This window comes from Halofilum ochraceum, from assembly GCF_001614315.2.
GTDB lineage: Bacteria > Pseudomonadota > Gammaproteobacteria > XJ16 > Halofilaceae > Halofilum > Halofilum ochraceum.
The window spans coordinates 48,361-74,031 of the sequence record NZ_LVEG02000014.1; the positions used below are offsets into that span (position 1 = coordinate 48,361).

Sequence of the window (25,671 nt, forward strand, 5' to 3'; positions counted from 1 at the left end):
TGACGTCCGGCCTGCGATGGGGGTTCGATCCGCGGTGCCCTGGGCGCCGGTTACCGGGATGCGGGGGTGAGCAGCCCGTTCTCGGTGCCCCGCTGGACAATGTCCCTGCACTGTTGCGTGGTCAGTTTGGTATTGGCGGGTGCAGTGTCGGCGCGCATCAGATTACCGGGTGTTTCGACATGCTCGCCGCTGTCCATGAGGAGATGCACCAGCTCATGAGCGAGTGCGAGGCCGGGGTCGCGCGTATCCTCGGTGAACCAGACCGTGTCGCGCAACGCGGGGCGCGTGGTGCTGTTGCTCTTGCCGAACGCTACGGCATCGTAGGCGTGGATCTCCAGCGTGTCCCGCACGAAGTAAACCGTCGGTCTCGGCAGTTCCAGTCGACGCGCGAGTCGTTCCGCGATCCCGGTGCGGAAATAGCGATATACCGTTGGCCCGTCCAGTACGTGGACCTCGACCCGTGACACGCGGATGCCGCAGCGTCCCAGTATGTGCGCCATCCGTTGGGCATGGCGCCGCAGGTCGGCGCGCCTCCATGCCGTATCCGCGAAGTACGCGAAAGTCGGCGCAAAGACAAAGTCACTCGGGCGTGTGGCGTCGGCTGCGTCGTGGAGCCGGTCACCAATGAACGTGTATTTCGCGACGCCGCTCGGCTCGCCTTCACCCGCCAGGGGCGGCAGCTCCTCCGCCTTGTCGGGGCGCGGGATGAAGCCTTCGGCCATCTCGCCGGGCTCGTCGGAGAATGCCGGCAGGACACGGGCGAAGATCGCCTCCTTCAGACGTGCGGCGTGCCAGTCGGGATGCGCTGCCAACAGCCGCGCCGCCAGGGCTGATATCCGCACGGCCGCATAGCTCGATCCCGAAGCGACCGTCTCCTGGCCGTCAAAGTCCGTCACCCGCACGCGCTCAGCGGGCACCAACAGATCCACCGATTCCCTGCCCCAGTTGGAGCCGCGCGCGGGCTCGCCGTCGCGGTCCGCGGAAGTCACAGTGATGGTGTTATCGAGCGACAGCACCGCCGGGTAGATGGGGTCGGCATCGATGTCGCGACCGTTGTTCCCGGCGGAGAGCACAAACAGGGTATCGGGGTGGGCCTTTGCCGCCGCCTCGAACGCCTCCCACTCGCCGCGATCGCCGCTGCCCAGCGAGATATTCACGATGCCGATGCCCTGGGCCGCGGCATCGTCGACAAGATCCTCCATGCGGTCCATGTCGGGTCGCGGGTAACGGTACGGCACCAGCCGCGCCTGCGGCGCCTCGCGCAGCAACAGGCTCGCCGTTCGGGTACCGTGCCGCTGCGGAAAGAATGGTGAGCGCGCGGGATTGGCGTCGAAGGGCCGCTCGTCCATGGCCCAGTAGTCGTAACCGAGAATGGCGCCGGCGTCGTCGCGCGCGAGCCGCCGGCCGATCCGCGGCAGGAGGTAGTTGACCCCCGAGTCCACCAGCGCCACGGCCACGCCGCCCGGGTCGGTGCCTGCGGGCACGGGGGGATCCAGTGGTTCGCGCTCGCCGGTCGGATCGAGTTCGCCGTCCAGGTATTCGATGGCGACAGCCTGGGGCAGTTCCTGCTCGTAGACGAGAAGACGCCCGTGGCGGATCGTGCAATCGGCGTCGGCAACCGCTGCAATCCGGGGCCGGACGCCGCCGCCCGGATCGGTCGCCCAATACTCGACGACCAGCCGGCGCAGTCGCTCCCCGGGCGCAAAGCGCTCGATCCTGAGCTCGGCGTTACCCGGCAGCGCGATCCGCCACTCCCGGCCTACCACGGTATCGCGCATCTCCAGTGGCGCCTCGGCGATGCCGGTGCCGCCGGGGATCCTCTCGGCCATCTGCGTCAAGCCGGCGGCCGGCGCGTCGCAGGCGGCCGTGATCCCCTGGCGGATCGGTGGGCCCGCTTCCTCCGCGCCGCGCGCGATCACCGTGAAGCACGCGATACACGCGAGCAGCAGCACCCTCACGAGCAATAGATCGGCCGCACGCGGCCCACGTTTCGGCACCCGTGTTCGTCCGGGGAAAGTGTTCGGGACTCGTTCTGCCACCATTCGGAACTCCGGGGGACAGTATAGGACCGTCCGCCCGCCTCCGGGACCGTGAGTTCATACGGGGACGTATTTTCAGGCGGCTTCCGGAGCCCGCGGGAAAGGGCAATACTGCGAGTTGAGCACCATGAAAGGCCCGACCCGGACTTGTCGGGTCGCTGTCCGTGGGAACAGCGCTGGATCTGGAATTCTGCGGAGCGGGCTTTGGCCCGAGAGATCGGTGGCGTGCGCGTGTCGGACCGAAGTTGGTGTTACGGCAAGCCGGTGGGCGGGGCGCTCTCGCCCCGCCCGTCTAGTCCTCTACTCGGCCGCGCCGACGGTCAGGCGGTCGCGGTTGCTCTCGAGCGTGGCCGGGCCGATGCCGCTGACGCTGGTCAGCGCGGCGACGCTCGGGAAGTCCCCGTTGCTCTCGCGGTACTCGACGATCGCCTGTGCGCGAACTTCGCCGACGCCGTCGAGTGCGGTGGCGAGGCGTTCGGCGTTGGCGGCGTTGATGTCGACCTTCTCCTGGGCGACGGCGGCGCCGGCGGCGAGCGCCAGCACCATGGCCAGTACGATCTTCCGGATCATGTCGGATCCTCCCTGTTGTTGTCGGATTCGCGTGCATCGGATGATCCGATCGCGCGCCGGTCCATTGTTCGCGCCGCCGCGGTGTCATAACAATTGGCGCTCGGCCGCTTCCGCGGTCGGCGGCGAACGACCTGACGTGTAGGCCGACACCTACAGGGAGCGGCCGCAAGGGAACGCTACTTCATGGCCCGGCGGGGCTGTGTCATCATCGTTCGCCTCGCCGCCGCCGGCGAGGCCCGGAACGAACGCTCGCAATGATGCACACCCTGATCGGTCTGCTCGCGGCCGCCATCTATGCCAGCGCGACGCTGCTGCTCGTGCGCGATCTGCGCGGTGGCACGCCGCGGCGCCCGCTGATCCTCGGCCTCACGGCCGCGGCGCTGGTGCTGCATGCATTCCTTCTGCAATCCACGGTGCCGGGGGCGGACGGGCTCGACCTGGGATTCTTCAATGCCCTTTCGCTGGTGGGCTGGGTCGCCGTTCTGCTGCTGCTGATGCTGGCGATCGGCCAGCCGGTGACGAGCCTTGGACTCGGGCTGCTGCCGTTCGCGGGGCTCACGGTCCTGGCGGCACTGGCATTGTCGAACGGACAGCCGGGCCCGATGATCCCGCCGCGGCCTTCGGGCATCGACGTGCACGTACTCCTGTCGATCTGCGCCTATGCCGTGCTGACGCTGGCGGCGATGCAGTCCGTTCTGCTCGGGATCCAGCACCGCCAGCTCCACGAGCACCGCCCGACACGCGTGATGCACGTGCTCCCGCCGCTGTACGTGATGGAGACGCTGCTGTTCCGGATGACCGCGATCGGGTTCGCGCTGCTGACCCTGGCACTCGGCTCCGGGTTCGTGTTCCTGGAGGACATGTTCGCCCAGGATCTCGTGCACAAGACCGTGCTGTCGCTGGTTGCCTGGGCCGTGTTCGGCGCCCTGCTGGCGGGCCATCATTTCGCGGGCTGGCGCGGACCCACCGCGGTCAAGTTCACGCTGGGCGGTTTCGCGCTGCTGGTGCTCGGCTATTTCGGCAGCAAGCTCGTGCTCGAACTGATCCTCGGCCGCGCCTGAAGCGCGCCGGGATACCCCACCACCTGAACCGACACCTGATGCCGTGAACGATTTACCGCTCTACATGCAGATCGGCGCCCTGGCGATCCTGCTCGTGCTTTCGGGCTGTTTCTCCGGCTCCGAGACGGCGCTGATGACGGTCAACCGCTACCGGCTCCGTCACCGTGCGCGGGAGGGCCATCGCGGGTCGCGGCTGGCGCTGCGGCTGCTCGACCGCACGGACCGCCTGATCGGCCTGATCCTGCTGGGCAACAATTTCGTGAACGTGCTGGCGTCGATGCTGGCGACGATCGTCGCGATCCGGCTCTGGGGCGAAGGCGAAGGCGTGCTGGGCATCACGGCGATCGGTCTGACGGTGATCGTCCTGATCTTCGGCGAGACGGCGCCGAAGACGTTCGCGGCCCTGCACCCGGAGCGCGTCGCCATCCCCGCGGCCTTCGTCTACACGCCCATGCTGCGGCTGCTGTACCCGATCGTGTGGATGGTGAATCTGCTCGCCAACGGTGTCCTCTGGTTGCTGGGCATGCGCCGAAACGACGCCGATGGCGACCGCCTCAGCGCGGAAGAACTGCGCACGGTCGTCAACGAGACCGGCCACATGATCCCGAAGAACCACCAGGAGATGCTGGTCAATATCCTCGACCTGGCGAAGGTCTCGGTGAACGACATCATGGTGCCGCGCAGCGAGATCCAGGGCGTCGACCTCGACGAGGACTGGGATGACGTGGCCGACCAGATGGAAAACGCGTCGAACAGCCGACTGCCGGTCTACCACGAGAGCATCGACCAGGTGGTCGGATTCGTATTCCTGCGCGATCTGATCGGGCGCGATCTGCACGAGATGGATTTCGACGGGTTCCGCGCCCTGCTGCGCGAGCCGTATTTCGTGCCCGAGGGGACCGCGCTCACGCGCCAGCTGGTGAATTTCCAGCGCCATCGGCGCCGCATCGGCCTGGTGGTGGACGAATACGGCGACATCCTGGGGCTGATCACGCTCGAGGACATCCTCGAGGAGATCGTGGGCGAGTTCACCACGGACCGGATTCCATCCAGCCGCGATATCCACCCGCAGGCGGACGGCAGTTACATCTGCACGGGCGGCACCAACCTGCGCGATCTCGGCCGGCTGCTCGGCTGGCGGGCGCCGACCGACGGACCGAAGACGCTCAACGGGCTGATCCTCGAATACATGGAGATGATCCCGGAACCGGGCACGACCTTCCTGGTCGCGGACCATCCGGTGGAGATCATCCAGACGCGTGACAACGCGGTTCGTTCCGCCCGTATCTGGCCCCGCATCGAGCGCAGCGCGCGGCTGGCGCGCGGGGTGGCCGAGATCCCGATGCCGATGCGCGCGCAGGACGCCGAAGCCGACGACGGGGAGGCCTGATGGCGCGCCAGCCGAAAAGCCTGTTCCGCTGCGAATCCTGCGGCGCGGAGGCGCCCAAGTGGGCGGGCCAGTGCGCCGACTGCGGCGCGTGGAACACGCTCGTCGAGGTCCCGACCGGCGCGGCCTCGGGCACGGGCCGCGGGGGCCGGCGCTCGCCCAGCGCCGCACCGCGGACCTGGCAGCTGCAGGAGGTCTCCACCGCGGAGGACCCGCGCCACCCGACCGGCCTGGCCGAGCTCGATCGCGTACTGGGTGGCGGGCTGGTGCCGGGCTCGGTGATCCTGCTGGGCGGCGATCCCGGCATCGGCAAGTCCACGCTGCTGCTGCAGACGCTGGCCTCGCTGGCGGCGGACCACCGCGTGCTCTACGTCACCGGCGAGGAGTCGCTCTCCCAGGTCACGCTGCGCGCAAGGCGGCTGGGCGTCGAGGGCCAGGACGTGCGGCTGCTGGCCGAGACGGGCGTGGAACGGATCCTGGACGCGGCGGCGGCGGAGAGCCCCGGCGTGCTGGTGATCGATTCCATCCAGACCATGATGAGCGAGGAGGTCCAGTCGGCGCCGGGCGGCGTCGCCCAGGTACGCGAGAGCGCCTCGCGCCTCGTGCGCTATGCCAAGGACCACGACGTCGCGCTGTTCCTGGTCGGCCATGTCACCAAGGAAGGCACCCTCGCCGGTCCGCGCGTGCTGGAGCACATGGTCGACACGGTCGTGTACTTCGAGGGCGACGGCAGCAGCCGCTGGCGCATGGTGCGCGCGATCAAGAACCGCTTCGGCGCGGTCAACGAGCTGGGCGTGTTCGCCATGGGCGACCGCGGCCTCAAGCCGGTGGCGAACCCCTCGGCGATTTTCCTTTCGCGGCACGAGGAACCGGTCGCCGGCAGTATCATCCTGGTGACGCGCGAGGGCACGCGGCCGTTGCTGGTCGAGATCCAGGCGCTGGTCGACGACAGCGCCCTGTCGAATCCGCGCCGGGTCGCGCTGGGCCTCGAGCAGAACCGGCTGTCGATGCTGCTGGCGGTCCTGCACCGCCATGCCGGCGTGGCCATGCAGGATCAGGATGTCTATGTGAACGCGGTCGGCGGCGTGCGGATCGCGGAGACGGCGGCCGATCTGGCGGTGCTCGGGGCCTGCATCTCCTCGTTCCGCGACCGCCCCCTGCCCACCGACCTGGTCGTGTTCGGCGAGGTCGGTCTCGCCGGCGAGATCCGGCCCGTGCCGAATGGCGAGGAGCGCCTCAACGAGGCCGCGAAGCATGGGTTCACGCGGGCCATCGTGCCGCGCGCGAATGCGCCACGCCGTGCGATCGAGGGGATGACCGTCGAACCGGTCGGACGGCTGGCGGAGGTGCTCGATCTGTTGTGATGCCGGCGCCCAGTCGGACGACTGTGGCCTTGCCCCAGAAGGCTTTTTCACGCAGAGCCGCGGAGCGCGCTGAGAGAAGGCGTAATGACAGAAAACCGGGCGGTAACAGGGCGAGAGTGGCTGATTGACCGCCCTCACCCCCTCGGCTACCGTACCCCGACCCTGCAGGATGGCTTCATGAGCAAACAGAAAACCACTGACAACGAGGCTGCGCCGGAACCCGCATCCGGTGAGGGCGAGCCCTCCCCGGCCCGTTTCGACGAGGCGCTCGGCGAGCTCGAGAACCTGGTCGAGACGCTGGAACAGGGCGATCTCTCGCTGGACGAGTCGCTCGCGCACTTCGAACGCGGTGTCGGTCTGGCCCGGGAATGCCGGGCGTCGCTGCAGTCCGCGGAGCAGAAGGTGCAGATCCTGCTCGACCGGGACGCGGAGGACGCCGGCGAGCGCGGTGACGGCAGCCTGGAAGACTTCGAGCCGGATCGCGACGAATCGTGAGCGACGCCGGAAAGACGCTGGAGCGTGGACGCGAGCGCGTCAACGCGGCGCTGGAAGGCTGGCTGCCCGCGGCCGAACAGGCGCCGGAGCGACTGCACCGCGCCATGCGCTATGCCGTGCTCGGCAGCGGCAAACGCCTGCGCCCGGCACTGGTGTACGCCACCGGTGACGCCCTCGGCGCCGCACCCGAGGCACTCGATCCGCCCGCCTGCGCCGTCGAGCTGATCCACGCCTATTCGCTGGTCCACGACGACCTGCCGGCGATGGACGACGACGATCTGCGCCGCGGCTCACCCACCTGCCACCGCCAGTTCGACGAGGCCACGGCCATACTGGCCGGCGATGCGCTGCAGGCGCATGCATTCGGGCTGATCACGGAGACGGCCTACGCCAGTGCGATCCCTGAGGCCGTGCGCGCGCGCATGGCGGCCACCCTGGCCGCGGCCGCCGGCGCCGAGGGCATGGCCGGCGGCCAGGCCTTCGATCTGTTCGCCTGCGGCCACAGACCGGAACTCGCGGAACTGGAGCGGATGCACCGCTACAAGACCGGGGCACTGATCCAGGCCAGCGTCCTGCTGGGCGCCATCGCGGCCGGCGCCGACGATGACGAGCGCGCCCGGCTGGCCCGCTACGGCGCCGCGATCGGCCTCGCCTTCCAGATCGTCGATGACATCCTCGACGTGACGGCGGATACCGCTACGCTGGGCAAGACCCAGGGCGCCGATGTCGAGCGCAACAAGCCGACCTATCCAGCCCTGCTTGGCCTGGAGGGCGCGCGTGATCACGCAGCCACCATGCGCGATGAGGCGCTGGCGGCGCTCGACGGGGACGACGACCGCTTCGAGCCGCTGCGCGCCCTCGCGCGGTTCGTGGTCGAGCGCTCTTGGTGAGCATGCCCGTGCATAAAGCCGATCGCGCGCAATCTCCTTGCACCCCCCGGCAGCGCCTCCGATAATGGTCGGCTCCCAGGTCACCGGGCATGCCCATGGCTGAGCCCTCCCGCTATCCGCTGCTCGACGGTCTGCGCTCGACCGCGGATCTGCACGAGATGGACATCGAGACGCTGCAGCGCCTCAACGACGAGGTGCGCGCGTTCCACATCGAGTCCGTCGCGGCGACGGGCGGCCACCTCGCCGCCGGGCTGGGCGCGGTCGAACTCACGACCGCCCTGCACGCCGTGTACCGCACGCCGGAAGACCGCCTCGTGTGGGATGTGGGCCACCAGACCTATCCGCACAAGATCCTCACCGGCCGCCGCGAGCGCATGGATACGATGCGCATGTGGGGCGGACTCTGCGGCTTCACCAGTCGAGCGGAGAGCGAGTACGACACCTTCGGGGTGGGTCACTCGTCGACCTCGATCAGCGCCGCGACGGGTATGGCGATCGCAGCCAAACTGCGCGGCGACGACCGGCGCGTGGTCGCGATCATCGGCGACGGGGCCATGACCGCGGGGATGGCCTTCGAGGCCCTCAACCACGCCGGCGATGTCGGCGCCAACCTGCTGGTCATCCTCAACGACAACGACATGTCGATCTCGCCGAACGTCGGCGCGCTGAACAAGTACCTGACGCGGCTGCTGTCGGGGAAGCTGTACTCGCAGGCGCGCGAGGGCGGCAAGAAAGTGCTGCGCGCGATGCCGCCGATGTGGGAACTGGCGCGGCGCACGGAGGAGCACTTCAAGGGCATGGTCGTGCCCGGGACCATGTTCGAGGAATTCGGGTTCAACTACTACGGCCCGGTCGACGGCCACGACCTCCCGAACCTGGTGAAGACGCTCGGCAACCTGCGCGACCTCGAGGGGCCGCGCCTGCTGCACATCGTCACCGAGAAGGGCAAGGGCTATAAGCTCGCCGAGGACAATCCGGTCACCTATCACGGCGTGAAGCCGTTCGATCCGGCCACCGGCAAGAAGCTGGCCGGGTCTTCGGGGCCATCCGGGCCCGCCTATACGGAGGTCTTCGGCCAGTGGCTGTGCGACATGGCCGCACGCGATGAGCGGGTGGTCGGCATCACGCCGGCGATGCGCGAGGGCTCCGGGCTGGTCGAGTTCGAGCAGCAGTTCCCGCAGCGCTATTTCGATGTCGGCATCGCCGAGCAGCACGCGGTAACGCTGGCCGCGGGCCTCGCCTGCGAGGGCCAGAAGCCGGTCGTGGCGATCTATTCCACGTTCCTGCAGCGTGGTTATGACCAGCTCGTGCATGACGTCGCCGTGCAGGGGCTGCCGGTGCTGTTCGCGCTCGATCGGGCCGGCTTCGTCGGCGAGGACGGACCGACCCATTTCGGCAGTTTCGATTTCGCCTACATGCGCTGCCTGCCGGGCATGACGGTCATGGCGCCGGCCGACGAGAACGAATGCCGCCAGATGCTGTACACGGGGCTCCAGCTCGATGGCCCGGCCTCGGTCCGCTATCCCAAGGGGCCCGGGCCCGGCGCCGCGATCGAGGAGACCATGCAGGCGCTGGAGATTGGCCGCGCCGAGAAGCGCCGCAGCGGCCAGCGCATCGCCCTGCTGGCGTTCGGCAGCATGGTCGCGCCGGCCGCGGAGGTCGCTGAGGCGCTGGACGCCTCGCTGTACAATATGCGGTTCGTGAAGCCACTGGACGAGGCCGCCGTGCTGGAGGCCGCGGAGCATCACGATGTGCTGGTCACGCTGGAGGAAGCGGCAGTGCCGGGCGGCGCCGGCGAGGCCATCAACAGCTGCCTGACGGCCCATCGCGTCCGGGTCGATGTGCACAACATCGGTATCCCGGATCGGTTCGTCGGCCACGGTTCCCGCGGCGATCAATTGCGCGACGCCGGCCTGGACGCGGCCTCGCTGCAGGCCCGCATCGAGGCCCTGCCCGCCCCCCTGGCCGGAGACCGACAGCGACAGGCCTGACGGCGACACGCCGGGGCATGGCGGGCCATGCGGGGTTGCGCAGTGCAGCACGGTCCTCTAATATCCCACCGCTTTGGTCGGGTACCCACCCCATATGGCCACCTACGAACTCCGCGTCGTAACCGAATTCGCCGCCGCGCACAGCCTGCGCGGCTATCCGGGTTCGTGCAGCCGACTGCACGGGCACAACTGGAAAGTCGAAATCGAAATCCGGGCCGACGAGTTGGACGAAACGGGTATGGGCATGGACTTCCGGGAGATCCGGAAGATCGCCCGCGAGGTAACGGATCGGCTGGACCACCGCTACCTCAACGAACTGGAACCGTTCACCGAGATCAATCCGACAGCCGAGAACATTGCCGCGCACTGCTTCCACGAAATCGGCGCGCGAATCGACCGACCGGCCGTATCCGTACAGGCCGTGACCGTTTGGGAAAACGACCGCGCCTGCGTGCGATACACTGAAGGGGAGGCTTGATACCACGATGGTGGCCAACATCAACGACATTCCGGACATCCAGGGCACAGCCGATACGCGCCGGATCGCGATCGATCAGGTCGGGATCAAGGATATCCGCTACCCGATCACGGTTCGCGACCGCGCCGGCGAGGCCCTGCCGACGGTGGCGCACGCGACCATGACCGTGCAGCTGCCCGAGCAGTACAAGGGCACGCACATGTCGCGCTTCATCGAGATCCTGCACCAGCACAAGGAGCCGATCTCCGCGGACACCTTCGGCGCCCTGCTCGAATCCATGCTCGCGCGCCTCGAGGCCGAGGCCGGCCGGATCGTGCTCGCATTCCCGTTCTTCGCCCGCAAGGCCGCGCCGGTCACCGGCACCGAGAGCCTGCTCGATTATGAGGTGACCCTCACCGGCGAGCGCGATCTCGACGGCAATCGCAGCTTCTACATCGGTGTCCAGATCCCGGTCACGAGCCTGTGCCCGTGCTCGAAGGAGATCTCGGACTACGGTGCGCACAACCAGCGCGCCCACGTGACCGTGAACGCGCGCGTCGACGGCCCGATCTGGATCCAGGACATCATCGACCTGGTCGAGGAAGCCGCGTCGTGCCAGCTCTACGCGATCCTCAAACGCCCGGACGAGAAGTACGTGACCGAGCGTGCCTACGACAACCCCAAGTTCGTCGAGGACATGATCCGCGATATGGCCGGTGCGCTCGACCGCGAGGACCGGATCCGCGCCTACAAGCTGGAGGCCGAGAATTTCGAGGCCATCCACAACCACCAGGCGTACGCGATCATCAACCGGGTCAAGGACGCCGCCTCCGCCTGATCCGACGCGCGCTGACGGCCGGGCCGGCGATCATCGCCGGTCCGGCAGCATTTCCTCTAAGGGAACGTCTGATCATCGGGAATTCTGTAGATCGGGCTTACAGCCCGACACTCGTAAGCCCCTGATCTCTCGGACTGACCGATCCGCCGGGAGCGGATCGGCGCGGCAGCCCGACACTCGTGAGCCCCTGATCTGTCGGGCTTGAAGCCCGACCTACACCGTTACTGAACATGGTGCCTCGACTTGATCAGAGGCTCCTTGGCGCATCACTCGCCGCCCGATCGTCCACCCGCCTCGCGTATCCATCGAACCAGTCCGCCGCCCCGTGCGGGACATCCGCGCAGGTCCGTCCGGCCGCAGAGGGCGACCTCAGGCCGCCCTGCGGTGTTCCCGGTTGAGGGTCCGGTACAGGCTGCGCGGGCCATCCAGGTCGATGTAACAGCCCTGCAGGTGACGGAACCCCTCGGACGGGTCATAGGATGTCCGGCCGTGCAGCACGCGGCTGTTGTCGAACATCATCAACTCGCCCGCGGCGAGCGGGAACCGCAGTTCGAACGCGGGATCCGAGAACAGCTCACCGAGGCGCCGCCGCGCGCGCTGGAACCGACGCGTGCTCTCGGCGTCCATCACCGGCAGATAATCCAGCCGCGGGCTGTAATGCACGCCGGTCATCCGGCCGGTGGCATCGCGCTGCACGATCGGGCGGCGTTCGACGAGTTCTTCATGATCGTCGATAAAACGGAACCTGACCGGCGTGTTCGCGAGCAGTTCGAGGCCTTCCGGGTCTTCGCGCTGCAGTGCGGAAGCGACCGCAAGGCTGTCCACGAGCGTGGACTCGCCGCCCGTGGTCTCGTTCACCAGGCAATGCAGCAACTGGATGCCCGGCACCGGTTCGCGGTAGGGATTGTCGGTGTGCGCGCCGAGGGCGACCGGCCGATAGGCGAGATCGTTCGAGCGCGGCCGCGAATAGACTTCGAAGTAGCGGCCGAAGTTGGTCTCGCGCGGGTGCCCGAAGGTCCGTGCCACCTCGAGGATCCGCTCCGAATCGGTCGGGACGTTGTAGAGCACGATGAAGCCGTACGCCAGGAAGGTACCGACGGCATCCTGCAGGGCCGCCGGATCCCCCAGCGCCGTCCAGTCGACACGGACCGAGTCCAGCGCCAGCTCCGCGTCCCATGCCACGGCCGCGGGGAGGCCGTCCGTCGGATCGAAGTCCGCGGCCAGCCCGTTCGGGTCATAGCGACCCTCATAGCCATCACTGAACGCGAGGCGGAGATGGCCGTCGCCGTCTTCGCTGGCCGCGACGAGTTCGAGGTCCTCGGGCAGACGATGCGGGTCGAACACGCGCTGGGCCGTATCGGGATCGACGTGGTCCGGATCCTGGCAACGCTCGCGCAGCCACAGGGCCGGCAGTTCGAATTCATCCTGCGGGGTCCGCGCCAGCACACGCGGTGTCCCGGACTCGACGTGGAAACGCACGGACGTCATAGGTCTCTCCATCGCAATTTATACCGGATTTATTATGTGGTTCTTTCCAACTGCCGGTAAACTGGCCATATCATGATACGAACCATAACGTTTTCTTATGAAAGAGGATGATCCACCGCTGAAATGCCTGACCGCGTTCGACGCGACCGTGCGACGGGAATCGATGACGGCGGCGGCACGCGAACTCGGCACTACCCAGCCGGCGATCTCGCAGCGGATCCGGCAGCTGGAAGACGCCCTCGGGCTGCCCCTGTTCGATCGGACGCAACGCCGCCCCCGGCTGACCGCCGATGGCCGTTCCTACCATGAAGAGATCGCCGGCGCGCTGCGCCGGATCCAGGGCGCGACCCGGCGTCTGCGGGCCCGCGCCAGTGCGCGCAGCCGCGAACTCAGCATCGCCGTGCATTTCGGGTTCGCGCATCTGTGGCTGCTGCCGAGGCTGCCGCGGCTCGAGGCGGCGTTTCCCGGCACCGAATTCGAGGTGCTGCCGGTCGACCAGCTCTGGGGCGAGGAAGTGACCGGCGCGGATCTGACGGTCCGTTTCGGCCGTTTCGCGGAGAGCGGCTTGAACGAACGTCCCCTGATCGCCGAATCCGTCTATCCGGTCTGCAGTCCCGCGTTCGCCGCCACGCACGGTATCGAGGGGGAACTCGACAGCGCGGCGATCGCGCGCCTGCCGCTGTTGCACATGGACGATCGCGACCCACGCTGGCTCGATTGGCCGCGCTGGTGCGAACTCGCCGGACTGAGCGCGCCACCGCGGGCCGCGCGCTTTCACTACAACAACTATCCGCTGCTGCTGAACGCGGCCATCGAGGGCAAGGGCGTCGCGCTCGGCTGGCACGGGCTGATCGGTTCCCTGCTGGAAGAAGGCACGCTGGTCGCCTTGTCACCGGTGGTCGAGCGCACCGGTCAGGGTTATCTCCTCGGGACGCCCCATGAAGACAGCGCCGTGATCGCACCGATCGTGGACTGGTTCGTGCGGGAGTGCGGGGAGTTGGCCTGAGGTAACAGCGCGAAAATCCGCTCAACGTGAAACCGAACCTTTGATCGGTCCTGCCAGTGGGATCTGGCGTTTCGGGCCGGCTGCGCGCATTCGGCCGGTGCGGTGGCGCCGGCCGAAGACGCGCCTACGGTGTTACGGGCGCCGCCCCGTGGCGTAGGCGCGTTTTCGCCGAAGGCGAACGCGCGCTACTGTCGATAGCCAGGGCTCTCTTCGTCGAGGATCGCGCGGATTTCCGCAAAGTGGTTTTCGGGGCCGTCCGGGTAGGCCTCCCACTGGTCGCGGGTCAGGCGGGCCGTGGCCGGGTCGACGCGGCGTAGCTCGCGTCCGGTCGACATGGCGAGGACCTGGGCCTCGCACGCCTTTTCGAGGAAGTAGAGCCGGTCGAAGGCCTCGGCCACGTCGCGCCCGGCCACCGTGACGCCGTGATTGCCCATGAACAGGACCGGCTTGTCGGCGAGCGCGCGGGCGAGACGCGTGCCCTCGTCATCGTCCAGCGCCATGCCGGCGAAGTCCTCGTCCCACGCGACGCGCTCGTAGAAGCGCAGTGCGTTCTGGCTGACCGGCTCCAGGTCCACGCCCTGCAGGCAGGTCAGCGCGGTCGCGTACGGCATGTGGGTATGGAGCACACAGCGCGCCGCCGGCACCTGGCGATGGATCGAGCCGTGGATGTGCAGCGCCGTGGGGTCCGGCGTGGCATCACCCGCGAGCACTTCCCCGTCCGGGCCGATCTTGAGCAGTTCACTCGCGCGGACACGCGAGAAGTGACAACCGCTGGGCTGAATCAGGAACGGCGCCTCGGGCCCGTCACCCAGGGCCACGCTGAAGTGATTGGAGACCGCTTCATGCAGCCCGAGCCGCGCTGCCCAGCGAAAGGCGGCTGCCAGGTCTTCACGGGCGCGGGTTTCATTGACCATCGGTATCCTCCGCACCGGCATCCCCGGAAGATGCCGGAGCTGACAAGAACGTGACATTGGCCTCGGCCAGGCGCCCTGCCCGCTCGCCCTCCCCGGCGCAGATGCTCTCGACCAGTGCGCGATGGGATTCGCAGATTTCCTGCGAATCGACGGCGCGGTTCGCGAGCGAGATATAGGCACGCACCTGGTTGGCGACGCGGGCATAGTGCTGCACCAGGCGTTCATTGCCCGAAAGGCGGATGATCAGCAGGTGCAGTTCATGATCGCAGCGGTTGGCCTCGCTCTGGTCGTCGGCGGAGGCAGCGGCTACCAGCGCGTCGAAAGCGGCGCGCAGTTGCTCACGACCGTCCGCGGTAATCCGCCCGGCCGCCAGTCGCGCACCAAGCGCTTCGAGTGCGCCGCGCAGCGTGTAGAGTTCCCACAGATCGTGGTCGCTGAAATCGACCACGCGGTAACCGGCATACGGGACCTGGCGCACGAGCCCTTCGTCGACGAGGCGCCGCAGTGCGGCCCGAATGGTGCCGCGTGACAGGCCGTAACGCTCGGCCAGCGCAGTCTCGACCAGACGCTCGCCGAGTCCGAGATCGCCCGACACGATCCGGCGCCGCACGAGATCGGTCGCCTGGGCTTCCAGGCTGCGCTTCGTGATCGAATCGACTTCTCCGGTCGCCATTCCCGTATGCCTCCCTGCGCCGTTACGCCGCCAGCGCCTCGGTCCGGTTCACCACCGCGGGATCGAAGGCCTCGCGCGCGAACATCCGGCGCACGAGGGGCTCGAAGTACTCGAGCGGCTGGGTCGGGTAGTCCGGATCGAAGGCCGCCTGGTCCCAGCGCTCGCAGAAGCGCACGCAGGAGTCGTAATACGGGTGATCCCGGTAGATATCGCGCTGGTTCGGATCCTCACCGAAATGGTGCGCGAAATAGACCTTCTGGAACAGACCGTGGTGCTCGACCACCCAGGTCACCTCGGGGCGCACGTAGGGCTGAATGATCGACGCGGCATAACGCGAGTGGTTCTCCGGCGCCAAGTCGTCGCCGAGATCGTGCAGCAGCGCGCCCAGCACCATTTCCTCGTCGGCACCATCGGCCTCGGCGCGGGTGGCCGTCTGCAGCGAGTGCTCCAGGCGGGTGACCTGGTATCCGCTGAGGGTATCGTCGAGCGCCTTCAGGGCGCCCAGTATCCGATCCGGCAGCTCATCGATGAATTGCTGCTCGAGCCGCCCGAGCAGTTCGTAGTCGGCCTTCGTGCCGTCTTTCATCTGGCGGAAACTGACCGTCTCCATGGAACCTCCCGTCGATAGAGTGAAAAACAGGGCATACGTCCTGTTTTGATGTGTCGAACAATACCGGTCGCCGACGAAAATTGTCAACAATCAACCATTGACTATTGACACTCTACACCCCGGTCGCCAAGCTGATCCCCTTCGCGGCCTGCAAAGACGCGCGGGAAGCCCCTGCGACGTGGCCGCGCACAACGACCGATAACGCGAAACACCGATGGAGGTGCACCATATGAAACACCACGTGCTCGCAACGCTCGCCGCCGCGACCCTCTCCTTCGGGTCCGCGGCCAGCGCTGCCGAAGCGGATCATGATTTCGACTGCGGCAGCGTGCACTTCGGCCAGCCGAACTGGACCGGCGTATCGATCAAGACCGATACGGCCACCTGGATGCTCGAGCAGATCGGCTATGAGACCGAGACGACGAAGGGATCGCTGCCCATCGTCTACCAGACGATGTCGGACCGGGAGATCGACGTCCTGCTCGCACAGTGGATGCCGTCCCAGCGCCAGCAATACCGCGAGTTCGGCATCGAAGGCTCCCTCGATGTGGTATCACCCAACCTCGTCGGTGGCCGTTACACCGTGGCCGTACCCGACTACGTCTACGACGCCGGGATCACGAGCATCGAAGACCTCGACAAGAACAAAGAGAAGTTCGGTGGCGAGATCTACGGGATCGAACCGGGCAGCGGCGGCAACGATACGATCAAGAATATGATCGCTGACGACTATGCCGGGCTGGGTGACTGGGAACTGATCGCATCCAGTGAGCCGGGCATGCTGTCCGAGGTCAGCAAGCGCGAACGCAATGAGGAATGGATCGCGTTCCTCGCCTGGGCGCCGCACCCGATGAACATCAACCATGACCTGGAATACCTCGCCGGTGGCGAAGACTACTGGGGGCCGAACAAGGGCGAGGTCATCGTGAATACGGTCACGCCGACCGGCTTCGCCTGGGCCTGCCCGAACGTCGGTCAGTTCCTCGACAATTACGACTGGACCGTCGAGGAGCAGAGCCTGGCGATGGGCTACGTCAACAACGACGACATGACGCCCCTGGAGGCCGGCAAGAAGGTCATCCGCCAGAATCCGGAGATGCTGGAACGCTGGTTCGGCCGCAGCGGCATCTACCAGACCGGCGGCATCAAGAAGGCCGACGGCACGGGTGATCCCGCGGCGATCATCGGCGACGCACTCGACCTGTAAGCCTCTGACGACAAGAGGCACGCAATCGAAAGCCCCGGCTACCCGCCGGGGCTTTTTTTTGCGTCCATCACAATCGACCGACCACCGTGGCGCGCCCGTGCGTATTGTTCGTGGGGAGACTCACCTGCAATGGCGCAGCGCCGGTACGTGCTCAGGAAGGACTGGAAGTCCGACCTGCACCCGTCACCACCCGCATTGGCGCACTCCTGCTCTCTCGGGATGACTCCCCGGGGATTGGCGCATGCGCGTGCCCCCCGTACGATGCCGGGTTCCGTCCGACCAGAAGGAACCCACCGTGATCTCCAGCAACAGTGCCGACGCGGCCGGTGCGCGCAGCAGCGCGGAGACCGGCATGGCCTTGATGGCCGTGGCCATGCTGCTGGTGCCGGGACTGGATGCGATCGCCAAGACCCTGACGGCGACGCTGGCGCCCGCTCAGATCGCCTGGGGTCGATTCCTGTTCCAGACGCTGACGATCCTGCCGGTGCTCTGGCTGTCCGGCCGCACGATCCGCACCGGGCGCCCGCTTCTGCACGGGGCACGCGGGTTCTTGCTCGCGGGCGCCCTGCTTCTGATCATATGGGCGTTCCAGTACCTGCCACTGGCGAACGCGATCGCGATCTTCTTCGTGGAGCCGCTGATCCTGACCCTGCTGTCGGCGGCGTTTCTCGGGGAACGGATCGGCGCGCGGCGACTGGCGGCCGTCGCGGTGGGGCTGGTCGGGGCACTCATCGTGATCCGCCCGAACTGGGCGATGTTCGGCTGGGCGGCGGTCCTGCCACTCGGGGCGGCGGTCTGTTTCGCCGGCTATCTGGCGCTGACACGCCATTCGGGCGACGGAGAGCACCCGCTGGCCATGCAGCTATGGGCCGGGCTGGCGGCCACGCTCGGACTCACGGCGATCATCGGGTTCGGTGACGGCACGGGCATCGGGCCCATCGACCCGGTGCTGCCCGCACCACACGAGTGGGCGCTGCTGGTGGGCCTCGGTGCGTTCTCCGCCACCACGCACGTAACGATCGCGTTCGCCTTCCGCTTCGCGGAGGCCGGCATCCTCGCACCCTTCCAGTACCTGGAGATCATCAGCGCGACGCTGCTCGGCCTGCTGTTTTTCGGGGAGTTTCCGGACGCGATGACCTGGGCGGGTACCGCGCTGATCGTTGCCGCCGGGCTCTATGTGTTCATTCGCGAGCGGCGCCAGCCGGCTGCGGGCGCCGTCCCCTGACCGCGTCATCACGGGATCAGGCGGGATACGCGACCGCACATTCGCCGGATCACATTGGGGGCCGCTCCGGTTCCTGGTAGCCCCCGCCACCGGAACGGCCCGTGTCGCCGCCGTCACCGTCACCGTCACCGCGCACCAGCGCCTCGTCAGCGCCCATGGCCACCGCGACCTCGCGCAGCAGTGCCCGATGGACATCACCACTGCGGGGCTCGCCACCCTCGTCCGCAGCCCGGATTTCGGTCCGCCCGGCTTCCCGGGCAAGCTGCAGCTGCAGACGGCGCGTTTCCGGCTCGTCATCGCCGAAGAAGCCGAACAGGCCGCCACTGTCGACGGCCCCTTCCGGCGGCTGCCAGTCGAACACGTAGACACGCTGCTCGCGCTCGCTGGAGCGTATATCCGCACCGATCCGCGCCAGCGCATCGCCGACCCGGACGAAGACCCGCCGCGGATCGGGGTCATCCACGACGACCCATGCGACACCGTCGTCCTGCTGATAGCGCACGGCACCTTCCAGCGGCTCGCCGGCGTCGGCGACGATCGTCTCGGAGCGCTCCTCGGAGACCCCGAGGTAGACCAGCAGGCGCCGGGCCATCTCGGCCTCGACGCTCGGATCCCCACGGCGGCGAACCCATTCGAAATCCGCCTCGCGGCGGGTATCGGCCTCGGCATCGATCTCCTGGGCGAGGTGATGGGTCACGAAAATCCGGGTGCCGCCGTCATCCATGCGTTCCAGCCGCAGGTTGTAGCGGTCCCGCAGGTTCTCGGAGGTCAACCCGCCCAGTGCGTCGCTCAGGAATCCGGTCAGGCCGCCGGACTCGGGGCCGTCGAGCCGCTCGGCCCAATCGGTCTCGATCACGCCGAGCGTGGGCTCGCGACGCTCGATCGTGAGGCCCTGCGCACGAATGAAGCGCTCGGCGCGCGGCCATACCGCGTCCGGGGCGGCATTATCGACCTCCAGCCAGGAGCTTGCGCCGGCGCGCACGAAGCGCACGTTGTCGAACTCAGGGAGGACGCCCGCCTGGCCGGAACCGTCAAGACCGCTGCCGACACCGGACGTACCGGTCGACGAAGTACCGGTGGAGGCCATCGTGGAATCACCGGTCGCGCCACCATCCACCGAGAGCCCGGCACGCGAGTCGGGCCCGGTCAGGTCCGGCGGCACCTCCAGCGATTTCGCACTCTCGGCATCGCGGTAATCGACGGTCGGTCCCTCGTCGGCGGTGAGACTGCAGCCACCCAGCAGAAGGGTGACCACCAGCAGCGACCCGGCCGGCAGGCGGGTCAGACGGTTACAGCGCATCAATGGCTCGCAGTGCCTCACGGACGGTTTCGTGGTAGCGCTCCTCGAGCGGGACCAGCGGCAGGCGAATGCCGGGCTCCATGAGCCCCATCTCGGCCAGCGCCCATTTCACCGGGATCGGGCTGGTCTGACAGAAGAGCGCCGCGTGCAGCGGGCGCAACCGGTCGTCGATCGCCTGGGCGGCTTCCCGGTCGCCCTGGATACCCAGCATGCACATGTCGTGCATCAGGCGCGGCGCCACGTTGGCGGTCACGGAGATATCGCCGCGCCCACCCTCGAAAATCAGATCCAGCGCGGTCGGATCCTCGCCACTGTAGACCGCCATGCGGTCGCCGCAGCGTTCGATGATGTCACGGGCGCGTGCCGGATCGCCGGTCGCCTCCTTGATGCCGACGATATTCTCGATCGCCGCCAGGCGCTCGACCGTTTCCGGGAGCAGATCCACCGAGGTGCGACCCGGGACGTTGTAGAGAATATGCGGGCAGGAGACCGCCTCGGCGACGGCCGCGAAGTGCCGGTACAGGCCTTCCTGGGTCGGTTTGTTGTAATACGGGGTGACCTGCAGCGTGGCATCCGCGCCGACATCGACCGCGGCGCGCGCGAGTTCGATCGCCTCGGTGGTCGCGTTGCCGCCGGCCCCGGCCAGAACGGGAATCCGCCCGGCGACCAGTTCGACGGTGCGACGAATGACATCGATATGCTCACCGGGACTCAGCGTCGGCGATTCGCCGGTCGTGCCGACCGAGACGATCGCATCGGTCCCGTTTTCGATGTGGAATTCGACCAGACGCGCGAGCGCGGCATCGTCGAGCGAGCCATCCCCATGCATAGGGGTGACGAGCGCGACCATACTCCCTTGATACATGAGGGGATTTCCTGCAGACACGAAAACGGGAATGGTACTGCCAGCGGGCACGACTGACAAGCTGCGGCGGACCGGGCATCCGTCCCGGCACGCTGCCGCGGGCGGTCTGCCGCGCGGGCCGCGCCGGCGCGTTTTCAGTATCGCGGCGCCCGTGTACACTCGATCCCGACCATCCGACTCCACGGGACCCGCTCGATACCATGACGCGACCGGCAGTGGGCACACCGGCCCCCGATTTCCAGCTGCCCGCGACCGGCGGGCAGACCCTGAGCCTGGCCGATTTCCGTGGCCGCAACGTCGTGCTCTATTTCTATCCGAAGGACAACACCCCCGGATGCACGACCGAGAGCCAGGAATTCCGCGACCGCGCCGGCGACTTCGAGCAGGCGAATACGGTCGTCATCGGCATCTCTCGCGACAGCGTCCGCAGTCACGAGAATTTCCGCAGCAAACATGAACTCGGTTGCGATCTCCTGGCCGACACCAACGAAGTGGCCTGCAATGCCTTCGACGTGCTGCGCGAGAAAAACATGTATGGGCGCAAAGTCCGCGGTATCGAGCGCAGCACGTTCCTGATCGATGCCAATGGCGTGCTGCAGCAGGAGTGGCGCGGTGTGAAGGTGCCGGGCCACGTCGACGAGGTGCTTGCCGCCGCAAGGAACCTGTCCGGGGACGCATGAACCTACCGCCCGCGCCACATCGCTCGCCGCGGCCCGGACTCCCGACAGAGGCGCCCGCGGCGCACTGAGCTCACCGCCAACCACCGTATCGCTGCGAGGGCCTCCAATGACGGACGCAGAACGTCGCCTGTTCATCCTCGATACCAACGTGCTGATGCACGACCCGTCGGCCCTGTTTCGATTCAAGGAACACGACGTCTATCTGCCGATGGTCGTGCTCGAAGAGCTCGATGCCGGCAAGAAGGGCATGTCGGAGACCGCCCGCAACGCCCGGCAGTCGAGCCGGTTCATCGATGAACTGATGGTCAATCACCCCGACGAACCGATCCGGCACGGCCTGCCGCTGGCCGAGGTCCCATTCCTCGCGGCCAACGGCAATGGCCACGACCTCGAAAAAACACCGGCCGGCCGATTGTTCTTCGAGATGCAGAGCCACAGCTCGGCCCTGCCCGAGTCGCTGCCCGGCAGCCGGCCGGACAATTCGATCCTCGGCACCGCGCTGGCGCTGATGTCCGAGCACCCCGAGTACCGGGTCACGCTCGTGTCCAAGGACATCAACCTGCGCATCAAGGCCAATGTCGTAGGCATCCACGCCGAGGATTACTACAACGACCAGGTCCTCGAGGACGCCAGCCTGCTGTACAGCGGCGTCCATGCATTACCGGCCGATTTCTGGGAAACGCACGGCAAGCAGATGGAGTCGTGGCAGGAAGAAGGTCGTACGTTCTATCGCCTGACGGGCCCGGAGAGCACCGACTGGGTACCGAACGAATGCCTGTACCTCGATGACGAGGACGAGTTCGAGGCCCTGGTCCGGCGCACGGAAGGCGACGGCGCGATCATCGAGCACGCGCGCCGGTTCTACAGCGAGAAACAGTCGGTCTGGGGCATCAAGGCGCTCAACCGCGAGCAGAACTTCGCGCTCAATCTGCTGATGGACCCGGAGATCGAGTTCGTGACGCTGGTCGGCATGGCCGGCACCGGCAAAACGCTGCTGACGCTGGCCGCCGGACTGGAACAGACCCTGGACGACCGTACTTACAACGAGATCATCATGACCCGCGTGACCGTCCCGGTCGGCGATGACATCGGCTTCCTCCCGGGCACCGAGGAAGAGAAGATGACGCCGTGGATGGGCGCGCTCATGGACAATCTCGAGGTCCTCACGCAGACGGGCGATGGCGACGGCGGCAGCTGGGAGCGCCAGGCGACGAACGATCTGCTTTCCAGCCGCATCAAGGTACGTTCCGTCAATTTCATGCGCGGGCGCACGTTCCTCAACCGCTATCTGATCATCGATGAGGCGCAGAACCTGACGCCGAAACAGATGAAGACCCTGATCACGCGCGCCGGACCAGGCACGAAGATCGTCTGCCTCGGCAACATCGCCCAGATCGACACGCCCTACCTCAGCGAGACCAACTGCGGCCTCACCTACGTCGTCGACCGCTTCAAGGGCTGGGAACACGCCGGACACATCATCCTCACCCGCGGCGAACGCTCGCGGCTGGCGGATTATGCTTCCGAGGTGTTGTAGCGTTTTTTAGAACCACGAATGAACACGAATGGACACGAATGGGATTGGGGTCTGCAGATATTTCGGGAGCTGCGCTGATACGGAGCTAAATATCGGATATCGGTAATTCGGGAACCACGGATAGACACAGATGAACGCAGAAAACGGCGGAGTTACGGGTTTGACTTTATCTGTGTCCATCTGTGCTCATCCGTGGTTCCAGACTGAAATTCAGATTCCAAAACATTTCAGCGAAGCTCCCAGGAGCGTCACCAATCCCCGGTGACCATTCGTGTCCATTCGTGTTCATTCGTGGTTCCCGCCTTTACGCCCGGTTTGCCCTCCTCGATCCATGTGAATAGACTCAGCGGATCGCCGTTGGCGTGTTTTCAGGGAGCGGATTATGTCCACCGGTATGATCGTTTTTCTCGTGGTGCTGGCCGTGGCGATCGGTTATGCGATCGTGATCTACAACCGCATGGTCGAGTTCCGGAATCGGGTCAAGAACGGCTTCGCGCAGATCGATGTCCAGCTGCAGCGGCGTTATGAACTGATCCCGAACCTGGTCGAGACGGCCAAGAGCTATATCACGCACGAGCGCGAGACGCTCACGCAGGTGATCGAGGCACGCAATCAGGCGAAGGCGGCCGAGGAGAAGGCCGCGCAGCAACCGGAAAACGCCGAGGCGATGCGCCAGCTCTCGCAGTCCGAGGGTGGGCTGTCGGCCGCGCTCGGCAAGCTGTTCGCACTGAACGAGAGCTATCCGGACCTGAAGGCCGACGGCACCATGCGCGACCTGATGGAGGAACTCACCTCCACCGAGAACAAGGTCTCGTTCGCGCGCCAGCACTTCAACGACGCGGTGATGTACTACAACACCTACCGCGAGCAGTTCCCCAACAGCCTGATCGCGGGGCCCACCGGTTTCCAGGCGGCTGAACAGCTCGAACTGGACAACCCCGAAGAGGTGCGCCAGCCGGTGCGCGTGTCCTTCGGCTGACGTCCAGCGCGCACGCACCTGCCCGCACGCGAGCCCGTGGACTTCTTCGAACGCCAGAATCAGGCCCGCCGGTCGACGGCGGTGCTGGTACTGGCGTTCGTGGTGGCCATCCTGCTGGTCGCCATCGCGGTCGACGCCGTGGTCTGGGGTACGCTGCGTGTCCTCGATCGAACCTCGCTCGATTTCCTCGCCTGGCTGGCCACGCCGCGCGCCTGGATCATCACCGCCGTCCTGCTCGTGAGCATCCTCGCCACCAGTGCCTGGCGCTCTGCGCAACTGTATAAGGGCGGCGGCGGCCGCGTGGCCCTCCTGCTGGGTGGGCGCATCGTCGACCCGGACACGAAGGACGAAGATGAGTCGCGCCTGATCAATGTCGTCGAGGAGATGGCGATCGCCGCCGGCATCACCGTGCCCGATGTCTACGTGCTCGAAAACGAGGACGCGATCAACGCCTTCGCCGCCGGCGACAGCCCCGCGAATGCCGTGATCGCGGTCACGCGCGGGCTGCTCGAGCGTCTCGACCGGGATGCGCTGCAGGGCGTGATCGCCCACGAGTTCAGCCACATCCTGAACGGCGATATGCGGCTCAATATCCGCATGATCGGTCTGCTGGCCGGCATGACGATGATCAGCCAGATCGGCACCAAGCCGTGGCGCGCGATGGCGATGGGCCGGCATCGCGGGCACCACAGTCGCAGCATGTTCCTTGGCACCCGTGGCCGCGGGGGTCAGGCCTACCTGGCCATCCTCGTCGCCGGCCTGATCGTGGCGGCGATCGGCTGGATCGGCGTCCTTGGCGGACGCGTGATCAAGGCGGCCGTCTCGCGCCAGCGGGAATTCCTCGCCGATGCCGCGGCGGTACAGTTCACGCGCAATCCCGACGGGCTCGCCCACGCCCTGCTGGAGATCCACGAGGCGTCCGGCGGCGGCAGTCGCCTGCGCAATCACCACGCGGAAGAGGTCAGCCACATGGGCTTCGGGCGCACCGTCAGCGGCATCACCGGACTGACGGCCACGCACCCGCCGATCAAGGACCGCATGGCGGCCCTCGGCCCCAAGTACGAATACTGGTACCGCGACGGCGAGCGCATCCGGCGCAGGGAACAGCGCGAGGCCGAGGCGGAGGAGGAAGCGGCGCGCAAGGACGAGCAGCGGGCGGCCGCGACGAGCGCCAGCGAGGGTGCGGTGCTGGCCGGCCTCGGTGGTGCGGACGCGGTCAGTGCCGGGCTCTCGGCGGCCACGCTGGCGGGGATCGCCGGATCGCTCGACGGCGGCTCGGTCCAGCGCGCCCACGAACTGTTGCGCCGCCTGCCCGAGGAGATCCTGCAGGCGGTACACACTCCGAACGGCGCGGAGGACGCGGTGTCCGCGCTGCTGCTGCACGGGCCGGACACCCGCGAGCGCGACCTCGGGGTCCTGCCCGAGGCGCGGCGTGAGCAGGTCGGGCGCCTGCGCCTCGCGCTGGAATGCAACTGGCCCGGCAAGACCGCCGACCGCCTCGATCCGCGGGTACGGCTGCCACTACTCGAACTCGCGCTGCGCTCGCTGCGCAAGCTCGAGCCCGAGGCGCGCGCGTCCTTCCTGAAGCGCCTGGATGCACAGATCCGCGTGAACGGGCGCATATCGATGTTCGAGTACGCGGCGCGGACCCTGCTCCGGCGCGAACTGGATACCGAGCGGGTCTCCCGTTATGGCACCGCCAAACTGAAGCGCCATCGCGGGGAGGCGGCGATCGTACTGTCGCTGCTCGCCCACGCCGGCGGTGGCGACCGGCAACAGCGCGCCACGGCGTATGCCCGCGGGGTCGAGGGCCTGCCGGGCGGCCTGGCGGATACGGAGCTGTTGCAACCGAGCGAGTGCAGCCCGAAGCTCGTCACCCGGGCGCTGACGGTGCTCGAGGCCGTGCAGCCGGGGGACAAGCGCGCCCTGCTCGAGGCCTGCACCCGGACGATCTCGGCCGACGATCACATCCGGGCCAGCGAGGCGGAGCTGCTGCGCATGTTCGCCGCCCTGGTGGACACACCGGTCCCGGCGATCTTCGCCGACCCCGACTGACCCGGCAGCAGCAGGGCTCGGTCGATCCCGCCCGGATGCG

23 protein-coding genes are annotated in these 25,671 nt (G+C 67.2%); 15 read left to right on the plus strand and 8 right to left on the minus strand.

What is annotated here, in order from left to right; genetic code table 11:
* Nucleotides 1-50: 50 nt before the first annotated feature.
* Nucleotides 51-2,042 (minus strand): S8 family peptidase, encoded by a 1,992-nt coding sequence (locus A0W70_RS12655; protein ID WP_139150861.1) that lies wholly within the window; start codon nt 2,040-2,042, stop codon nt 51-53.
* Between the two features lie 297 nt (nt 2,043-2,339).
* Nucleotides 2,340-2,609 (minus strand): helix-hairpin-helix domain-containing protein, encoded by a 270-nt coding sequence (locus tag A0W70_RS12660; RefSeq protein WP_067563013.1) that lies wholly within the window; start codon nt 2,607-2,609, stop codon nt 2,340-2,342.
* 254 nt (nt 2,610-2,863) lie between these two features.
* Between A0W70_RS12660 and A0W70_RS12665 the strand changes: the two genes are divergently transcribed.
* The 8 genes from A0W70_RS12665 (at nt 2,864) to folE2 (ending at nt 11,092) form a co-directional block, all read left to right on the plus strand.
* Nucleotides 2,864-3,670 carry a cytochrome C assembly family protein gene (locus A0W70_RS12665; protein ID WP_067563017.1) on the plus strand — a complete coding sequence of 269 codons (807 nt, stop codon included), beginning with the start codon at nt 2,864-2,866 and terminating at the stop codon, nt 3,668-3,670.
* A 43-nt stretch (nt 3,671-3,713) separates the two neighbouring features.
* On the plus strand, nt 3,714-5,060 hold the full coding sequence (locus A0W70_RS12670; RefSeq protein ID WP_067563020.1) for an HlyC/CorC family transporter: 1,347 nt from the start codon (nt 3,714-3,716) through the stop codon (nt 5,058-5,060).
* Complete coding sequence (gene radA / locus A0W70_RS12675) at nt 5,060-6,421, plus strand: DNA repair protein RadA (RefSeq protein WP_067563023.1); 1,362 nt, start codon at nt 5,060-5,062, stop codon at nt 6,419-6,421. The genes A0W70_RS12670 and radA overlap by 1 nt, the downstream gene beginning before the upstream one ends.
* 177 nt (nt 6,422-6,598) lie before the next feature.
* Nucleotides 6,599-6,916 (plus strand): exodeoxyribonuclease VII small subunit, encoded by a 318-nt coding sequence (locus A0W70_RS12680; RefSeq protein WP_067563026.1) that lies wholly within the window; start codon nt 6,599-6,601, stop codon nt 6,914-6,916.
* Nucleotides 6,913-7,806, plus strand: coding sequence for a polyprenyl synthetase family protein (locus A0W70_RS12685; protein ID WP_245675882.1), 894 nt, complete (start codon nt 6,913-6,915; stop codon nt 7,804-7,806). The genes A0W70_RS12680 and A0W70_RS12685 overlap by 4 nt, the downstream gene beginning before the upstream one ends.
* Before the next feature lie 95 nt (nt 7,807-7,901).
* On the plus strand, nt 7,902-9,797 hold the full coding sequence (gene dxs / locus A0W70_RS12690; protein WP_067563029.1) for a 1-deoxy-D-xylulose-5-phosphate synthase: 1,896 nt from the start codon (nt 7,902-7,904) through the stop codon (nt 9,795-9,797).
* Nucleotides 9,798-9,891: 94 nt separating this feature from the next.
* Nucleotides 9,892-10,275, plus strand: coding sequence for a 6-carboxytetrahydropterin synthase QueD (gene queD, locus A0W70_RS12695; protein ID WP_067563031.1), 384 nt, complete (start codon nt 9,892-9,894; stop codon nt 10,273-10,275).
* 7 nt (nt 10,276-10,282) lie between these two features.
* On the plus strand, nt 10,283-11,092 hold the full coding sequence (folE2, locus tag A0W70_RS12700) for a GTP cyclohydrolase FolE2 (protein ID WP_067563034.1): 810 nt from the start codon (nt 10,283-10,285) through the stop codon (nt 11,090-11,092).
* Between the two features lie 369 nt (nt 11,093-11,461).
* On the opposite strand, the gene A0W70_RS12705 is transcribed toward folE2, so the two are convergent.
* A complete protein-coding gene (locus tag A0W70_RS12705; RefSeq protein WP_139150863.1) occupies nt 11,462-12,580 on the minus strand; it encodes a TauD/TfdA family dioxygenase in 1,119 nt (372 codons plus the stop codon).
* Nucleotides 12,581-12,677: 97 nt separating this feature from the next.
* Here A0W70_RS12705 and A0W70_RS12710 point away from each other — a divergent pair, with 97 nt between their 5' ends.
* Entirely contained in the window at nt 12,678-13,586 is a 909-nt protein-coding gene (locus A0W70_RS12710; RefSeq protein ID WP_067563040.1) for a LysR substrate-binding domain-containing protein, read from the plus strand.
* Between the two features lie 185 nt (nt 13,587-13,771).
* Here A0W70_RS12710 and A0W70_RS12715 read toward each other — a convergent pair whose 3' ends face one another.
* The 3 genes from A0W70_RS12715 to A0W70_RS12725 are packed head-to-tail and all read right to left on the minus strand — an operon-like array spanning nt 13,772 to nt 15,783.
* A complete protein-coding gene (locus A0W70_RS12715) occupies nt 13,772-14,500 on the minus strand; it encodes an aldolase (protein ID WP_067563043.1) in 729 nt (242 codons plus the stop codon).
* Nucleotides 14,490-15,173, minus strand: coding sequence for a GntR family transcriptional regulator (locus A0W70_RS12720; protein ID WP_067563046.1), 684 nt, complete (start codon nt 15,171-15,173; stop codon nt 14,490-14,492). The genes A0W70_RS12715 and A0W70_RS12720 overlap by 11 nt, the downstream gene beginning before the upstream one ends.
* Nucleotides 15,174-15,195: 22 nt before the next feature.
* Complete coding sequence (locus A0W70_RS12725) at nt 15,196-15,783, minus strand: HD domain-containing protein (protein ID WP_067563049.1); 588 nt, start codon at nt 15,781-15,783, stop codon at nt 15,196-15,198.
* A gap of 229 nt (nt 15,784-16,012) precedes the next feature.
* Here A0W70_RS12725 and A0W70_RS12730 point away from each other — a divergent pair, with 229 nt between their 5' ends.
* Both A0W70_RS12730 and A0W70_RS12735 read left to right on the plus strand, forming a co-directional pair.
* On the plus strand, nt 16,013-16,990 hold the full coding sequence (locus A0W70_RS12730; protein WP_175443121.1) for an ABC transporter substrate-binding protein: 978 nt from the start codon (nt 16,013-16,015) through the stop codon (nt 16,988-16,990).
* Between the two features lie 295 nt (nt 16,991-17,285).
* On the plus strand, nt 17,286-18,215 hold the full coding sequence (locus tag A0W70_RS12735; protein ID WP_217495444.1) for a DMT family transporter: 930 nt from the start codon (nt 17,286-17,288) through the stop codon (nt 18,213-18,215).
* A 49-nt stretch (nt 18,216-18,264) separates the two neighbouring features.
* Here the strand turns inward: A0W70_RS12735 and bamC are convergent, their stop codons facing one another.
* Both bamC and dapA read right to left on the minus strand, forming a co-directional pair.
* Nucleotides 18,265-19,515, minus strand: coding sequence for an outer membrane protein assembly factor BamC (gene bamC / locus A0W70_RS12740; RefSeq protein ID WP_067563059.1), 1,251 nt, complete (start codon nt 19,513-19,515; stop codon nt 18,265-18,267).
* Nucleotides 19,505-20,380, minus strand: coding sequence for a 4-hydroxy-tetrahydrodipicolinate synthase (gene dapA, locus A0W70_RS12745; protein ID WP_067563062.1), 876 nt, complete (start codon nt 20,378-20,380; stop codon nt 19,505-19,507). The genes bamC and dapA overlap by 11 nt, the downstream gene beginning before the upstream one ends.
* A 200-nt stretch (nt 20,381-20,580) precedes the next feature.
* Between dapA and A0W70_RS12750 the strand changes: the two genes are divergently transcribed.
* The 4 genes from A0W70_RS12750 (at nt 20,581) to A0W70_RS12765 (ending at nt 25,631) form a co-directional block, all read left to right on the plus strand.
* Entirely contained in the window at nt 20,581-21,060 is a 480-nt protein-coding gene (locus A0W70_RS12750) for a peroxiredoxin (RefSeq protein WP_067563066.1), read from the plus strand.
* A 106-nt stretch (nt 21,061-21,166) separates the two neighbouring features.
* Nucleotides 21,167-22,597 (plus strand): PhoH family protein, encoded by a 1,431-nt coding sequence (locus A0W70_RS12755; protein WP_067563073.1) that lies wholly within the window; start codon nt 21,167-21,169, stop codon nt 22,595-22,597.
* A 382-nt stretch (nt 22,598-22,979) separates the two neighbouring features.
* Nucleotides 22,980-23,576: a LemA family protein gene (locus tag A0W70_RS12760; protein ID WP_067563076.1), complete on the plus strand. Its 597-nt coding sequence runs from the start codon at nt 22,980-22,982 to the stop codon at nt 23,574-23,576.
* A gap of 36 nt (nt 23,577-23,612) precedes the next feature.
* Nucleotides 23,613-25,631 carry a M48 family metallopeptidase gene (locus A0W70_RS12765; protein ID WP_067563079.1) on the plus strand — a complete coding sequence of 673 codons (2,019 nt, stop codon included), beginning with the start codon at nt 23,613-23,615 and terminating at the stop codon, nt 25,629-25,631.
* Nucleotides 25,632-25,671 lie beyond the last annotated feature (40 nt).